General features: G+C 72.3%; 3 protein-coding genes and 2 pseudogenes. 2 read left to right on the top strand and 3 right to left on the bottom strand.

All coding sequences use genetic code 11. The features are described from left to right. Positions 1-78: 78 nt before the first annotated feature. The gene (locus tag BHU15_RS33780; RefSeq protein WP_069630609.1) at positions 79-573 is read right to left on the bottom strand and encodes a DUF3145 domain-containing protein; all 495 of its coding nucleotides are present in this window, start codon (positions 571-573) and stop codon (positions 79-81) included. 271 nt (positions 574-844) lie between these two features. On the opposite strand from BHU15_RS33780, the gene BHU15_RS33775 reads away from it, so the two are divergent. Further along, positions 845-1,747, top strand: coding sequence for an SGNH/GDSL hydrolase family protein (locus BHU15_RS33775; RefSeq protein ID WP_069630608.1), 903 nt, complete (start codon positions 845-847; stop codon positions 1,745-1,747). A gap of 35 nt (positions 1,748-1,782) precedes the next feature. Beyond that, positions 1,783-2,805 (top strand): aldose epimerase family protein, encoded by a 1,023-nt coding sequence (locus tag BHU15_RS33770; RefSeq protein WP_069630610.1) that lies wholly within the window; start codon positions 1,783-1,785, stop codon positions 2,803-2,805. Between the two features lie 40 nt (positions 2,806-2,845). Here the strand turns inward: BHU15_RS33770 and BHU15_RS33765 are convergent. Together BHU15_RS33765 and BHU15_RS41745 are read right to left on the bottom strand one after the other, a co-directional pair. Continuing rightward, positions 2,846-4,890, bottom strand: a pseudogene (locus BHU15_RS33765) (beta-glucosidase family protein); the annotation flags it as partial. 2 nt (positions 4,891-4,892) lie between these two features. Beyond that, a pseudogene (locus BHU15_RS41745) lies at positions 4,893-5,151 on the bottom strand (glycosyl hydrolase); the annotation flags it as partial. Positions 5,152-5,337 lie beyond the last annotated feature (186 nt).

Genomic DNA, 5,337 nt, shown 5'->3' with positions numbered 1-5,337 from the left:
CGCGCCGAGTACAGCTACTTCGAGTCGATCAGCCATGGGGCCACGGTAGAGCGCGGCCGTACGGTCGTGCGCGCGGGCTCAGACGACCTGGTGCAGCCAGCGCACGGGGGCGCCCTCACCGGCGTACCGGAAGGGCTCCAGCTCGTCGTCCCACGGTTTGCCGAGCAGCTTCGCGACCTCGGCCTCCAGTCCGCTCTCGCCGCTCAGCGACCGGGCGAGGGCGGCGCGCAGCCGGTCCTCGGGGACCAGGATGTCGCCGTGCATGCCGGTGACGGCGTGGAAGATGCCCAGCTCGGGGGTGGCGCTGTAGCGCTCGCCCTCGGCGGTGGGGCTGGGTTCGGCGGTCACCTCGAAGCGCAGCATCTGCCAGCCGCGCAGCGCGGAGGCGAGCTTGGACGCGGTGCCGGTCTCGCCCCGCCAGGAGAACTCGGACCGCCAGGTGCCGGGCGATGCGGGCTGCCGGATCCAGTCGAGCTGGACACGTACGCCGAGGACGCCCGCCACCGCCCATTCGACGTGGGGGCACATCGCGCGCGGCGCGGAGTGCACGTACAGAACACCACGTGTGGTCACCGGGACCTCCAGTGTGGGACGAGGTTCGCCTTGCCCAGCGGCCTCAGTAAACAGCATCGAGAGTGAAACCCCGCAAAACGGACAGTATGTGACGGGATGTAACCTACCGGATTCGCAGCGCGTTGTTGACTCTCGTTCGACGCCTGAAAGCTACCTTGCGCGGGCCCCACGGGGGTGCCGTACTGTCGGTCCCAGGGGCGATATACGCGAAGCTTTCACTCGCCAGGACGCCGCCGTACGCATGACGACGCCCACGCGGAGGGTTCACACCATGCCTCAGAGCCCTCAGGGGCGTGCCGTCGCGGCCTCCTGCGCCGGGCTGCTGGTCGCCGCGCTCGCGCTGACCGGGTGCGGCTCCCCGGACAGTCCGGGACCGGACCGGGCGAAGACCAGGACCAGCCAGGCGCCCCCGCCGAAGCCGGTCTGGGACCGCAGTCCCGCCTCGATCGCCGCCGTCGGCGACTCCATCACGCGCGGTTTCGACGCCTGCGGGATCCTCAGCGACTGCCCCGAGGCGTCCTGGGCGACCGGCACGGACGACGGGGTGCGCAGCCTCGCGCTGCGGCTGCTGGGCGCGCCGGGTGTCGCGGACAACAGCTGGAACTACGCGCGCTCGGGCGCCGCCGTCGGTGAGCTGCCCGCGCAGATGACGAAGGCCGCCGGGCACAGGCCGGATCTGGTCACGGTCATGATGGGCGCCAACGACGCCTGCAAGGACGACGCGGCGCTGATGACGCCGGTGGCCGAGTTCCGGACGTCGTTCGAGGAGTCGATGCGGCGGCTGCGCGCGGACGCGCCCAAGACGCAGGTGTACGTGGCGAGTGTGCCGGATCTCAAGCGGCTCTGGTCCGAGGGCAAGGACAATCCGCTGGGCCGGCAGATATGGAAGCTGGGGATCTGCGCGTCGATGCTGGGTGATTCGCAGGACATGGGCGCCGCGGCCACGGAGCGGCGCTCCACGGTGCAGGCGCGGGTGGTGGCGTACAACGAAGTGCTGAAGGATGTGTGCGCGAAGGATCTGCGGTGCCGTTACGACGGCGGGGCGGTCTTCGACTTCCGGTTCACCGGCGACCAGTTGAGCACCTGGGACTGGTTCCATCCGAGCAAGAACGGCCAGGGCAAGCTGGCCGACATCGCCTACCGCAACGTCGTCGCGGCCAAGCCCCCGGCGTAGGGTCGGCGACCGTGAACGAGTCGACCCTGAACGACATGACCACGGCCGTGACCGCGCCCGGGCGCGCCGGTTCGGCGCCGGACGGCACTCCCGTGCACCGCTGGGTCCTGGAGCGGGCCGGTACGCGGGTGGCGGTGCTCGACTACGGCGGGATCCTGCAGTCCGTCGAGGTGCCGGACCGCGACGGCGTACGCGCCGACGTGGTGCTGGGCTTCGACGACGTGGCGGGCTACGTCGACTGTCCTTCGCCGTACTTCGGCGCGTTGATCGGCCGGTACGCGAACCGCATCGCGGGCGGGACGTTCACGCTGGACGGGCGGACGTACCGGCTGCCGCGCAACAACGGGACCAACTGTCTGCACGGCGGTGAGCGCGGCTTCGACAAGCGGGTGTGGGACGCGGAGCCGGCGGCGGACGGGCACGGTGTACGGCTGTCGCTGGTGAGCCCGGACGGCGAGGAGGGGTTCCCGGGCCGGCTGGCGGTCTCGGCGACGTACGCGCTGGACGCGGCGGGCGCGCTGCGGATCGAGTACCGGGCGGTGACGGACGCGCCGACGGTGGTGAATCTGACGAACCACTCGTACTGGAACCTGGGCGGCGCGGGCAGTGGCCGCGCCGGTGGGCACCGGTTGCGGATCGCGGCCGGTCATGTCACGCCGCTGGACGGCGACTCGGTGCCGACGGGGCCGCCGGCGCCGGTCGCGGGGACCCGGTTCGACTTCCGGGAGCCGCGCGAGGTGGGGTCGGGGTACGACCACAACTTCGTGCTGGACCAGGGCACTTCGGGGGCTCCGGGGACTTCGGTCGCGGCGGAGCTGTACGACCCGGTGTCGGGTCGGGTGCTGACGGTGACGACGACCGAACCGGGCATTCAGCTGTACACCGGTGACGCGTTCGACGCGGGTCCTTTCGGGCCCTGCGAGGGCATCGCGCTGGAGACCCAGCACTTCCCCGACTCACCGAACCGGCCGGACTTCCCGAGCACGGTGCTGCGGCCGGGCGAGGAGTTCCGCTCGGTCACGACGTACGGGTTCAAGACGGCCGACGACAGGACGTGAGCGGGGTACGGGGCCGGTCCGCCGGCCCCGTACCGCGGTACTAGCGTGTGACGGTCGCGGACAGTCGGCGGTCGGTGAGCGAGCGGCCCGCCTGGATCTCGTACGTGCCGGGGACCGTCGTCCAGCCGTGGGTCTCCTCGTCCCAGATCTGGTACGCGCGGGCCCTGAGCGGGATCGTCACCTCGACGCTCTCGCCGGGGCCCGCCTCGACGGAGGCGAAACCTGCCAGCCAGCGCACCGGGCGCTCGGGGGCGTCGGCGGCCTGGGGTGCCAGGTAGATCTGGACGGTCTCGCGGCCGGGGCGGGTACCGGTGTTGCGCAGGGTCACGGTGGCCCGGTCGGCGGTGGCGTCGAGGCTCTCGTACTCCCAGTCGGTGTAGCCCAGTCCGTGGCCGAAGGGGTACGCGGGGGTGGTGCCGGCCCGCTCCCAGGCGCGGTAGCCGATGAACACGCCCTCGGTGTAGTGCAGTTCGCCGTCGACGGGGGTGGTGTCGGTGACGGGGACGTCGGCCAGGGCGACGGGCCAGGTGGTGGTGAGCCGGCCGCCGGGCTCCTCGGCGCCGGTGAGGACGTCGGCGAGCGCGGCGCCGCCCTCCTGGCCGGGGAACCAGCTCAGCAGGACGGCCGACACGTCGTCGCGCCACGGCAGTTCGACGGGTGAGCCGGTGTTGACGACCACGACGGTGTGCGGGTTGACGGCCGCGACGGCCGCGACGAGCGCGTTCTGGTGGCCGGGCAGTTCCAGGCTCGTACGGTCGAAGCCCTCGGACTCGACGGCCGTGGTGGTGGCGACCACGACGACGGCGGTGTCGGCGGTCCGTGCGGCTTCGACGGCCTCGGCGATCAGGTCGTCGGGGTCGCGCTGGGGGCCGAGGTGGAGCAGGGAGAAGGCGACGGCGTCCATCGGCATGCCGGGCAGCCGGGGCACGGTCAGCCGCAGTGAGACGTCGACACGCTCGCCTTCGAGGAGGGTGACCCGGGCGCGCGGCAGGCGCTCGCCGAAGAACGCGTTGAACGGGTCGCTGCTCGTCCCGAGTCCTTCCTCGCCCTCCCAGACCCGCTCGCCGCCGACGGTGAGGACGAGGGGGCCGATGCCCCGGGTGCCGAAGGTGTGGTCGCCGCTCTCGCGCGGGGTGAAGGTGCCGGTGAACTCGACGGAGTGCAGCTCGTCGTAGGTGACGCCGTCGGGCAGGTCGACGCCGACCCACTGGATCATGCCGGAGGGGAGGTCGACGGTGCCGAGCTCCCGGCCGTCGGCGGCGCGGCAGACGGCGCGCAGGTCGAATCCCTGGGCGGCGACGGCGAGTTGGTCGCTGGGGTCGGCGCCGACGCGGTAGCTGAGGGCGCCGTCGGGCAGGGCGGCGGTGAGGCCGTCGAGCGGTGAGACGACATGCGGCGGGAAGACGGTGGCGGAGCCGCCGCCGAGGATCCGGGCGTCGCGGGCGGCGGCGCCGCTGAGGGCGACCGTGCGGGTCCTGGCCGGGTCGAGCGGCAGGGCGGGGTGCCCGTCGTGTACCTCGTTGCGGACGAGGACGAAGGAGCGGCGCGCGACCTCGCGGGCCAGCGCGTCGCCGTCGAGGGGCGCGGGGAGCTGCGAACCGGCCACCACGGCGGGGGCGTTGTCGAGGGCGCCGACGCGGGCGGCGAGCCGCAGCACGTTGCGTACGGCGTCGTCGACGAGGGACTCCTCGACCTCGCCGGCGCGGACGGCGGTGGCGAGCGCGTCGCCGTACACGGTCTTGGGACCGGGCATGGCGACGTCGAGGCCGCCGAGGATGGCGCCGGTGGTGGAGCGGGCGGCCAGCCAGTCGGAGACGATGAATCCGTCGAATCCCCACTCGCCGCGCAGGATCTCCTTCTGGAGATGGCGGTGCTCGGTCATCGAGCCGCCGTTGACGCGGTTGTAGGCGGCCATGATGCCCCAGGGGTGGGCGTTGGCGACGATGGCCTCGAACGGGGCGAGGTACAGCTCGCGCAGCGGGCGCGGGGCGACGATGTTGTCGACGGTGAAGCGGTCGGTCTCGGCGTCGTTGGCGACGAAGTGCTTGACGGTCGTGCCGACGCCGGCGTCCTGGACGCCGAGGANNGGTCCCAGGTGGCGGCGAGCGCGGTGGGTGAGGGGAGCGCGACCGACGGGTCGTCGGCGGTCCAGCGCACACCCCTGACGCCGATCGGGCCGTCGGACATGACGAGGGAGGCGAGGCCGATGCCGGGGAGCGCGGGCAGCGACCAGTTGTCCTGCCCCGCCAGCAGCCGTGCCTTGTCGTCCAGATCCAGCTTGCCGAGCGCCGCTTCGACGGCCGCTTCGCGTGCGTGGTCGGCCCGGGTGATGGGTGCGCCGGTCACGGCGGTACCTCCTCGTCAGTGCCCTGCGTTGCTGCGGACGGTTACATGGTGACCCTCGATTCTGTAGACAGGTAGGCTTCGTTATGAGTTTGTTACTCATGTACGGTCCGGACAGCGGTGGGTGAGCGGACGGACACGAGAGACAGGGACCGGTGTGATGGCGAGCGCCAGAGGCACGGAGCGGCG

Origin of the sequence: Streptomyces niveus (assembly GCF_001723055.1) — a bacterium.
GTDB classification, from domain to species: Bacteria; Actinomycetota; Actinomycetes; order Streptomycetales; family Streptomycetaceae; genus Streptomyces; species Streptomyces niveus.
Note: the sequence above shows the minus strand (reverse complement) of the source record. Positions and strands in the feature narration are given on the sequence as shown.

What these genes read in the sequence shown, in the direction of transcription:
- BHU15_RS33775 (WP_069630608.1), top strand. Translation starts at nt 845, where the DNA reads ATGCCTCAGAGCCCTCAGGGGCGTGCCGTCGCGGCCTCCTGCGCCGGG.
- BHU15_RS33770 (WP_069630610.1), top strand. Translation starts at nt 1,783, where the DNA reads ATGACCACGGCCGTGACCGCGCCCGGGCGCGCCGGTTCGGCGCCGGAC.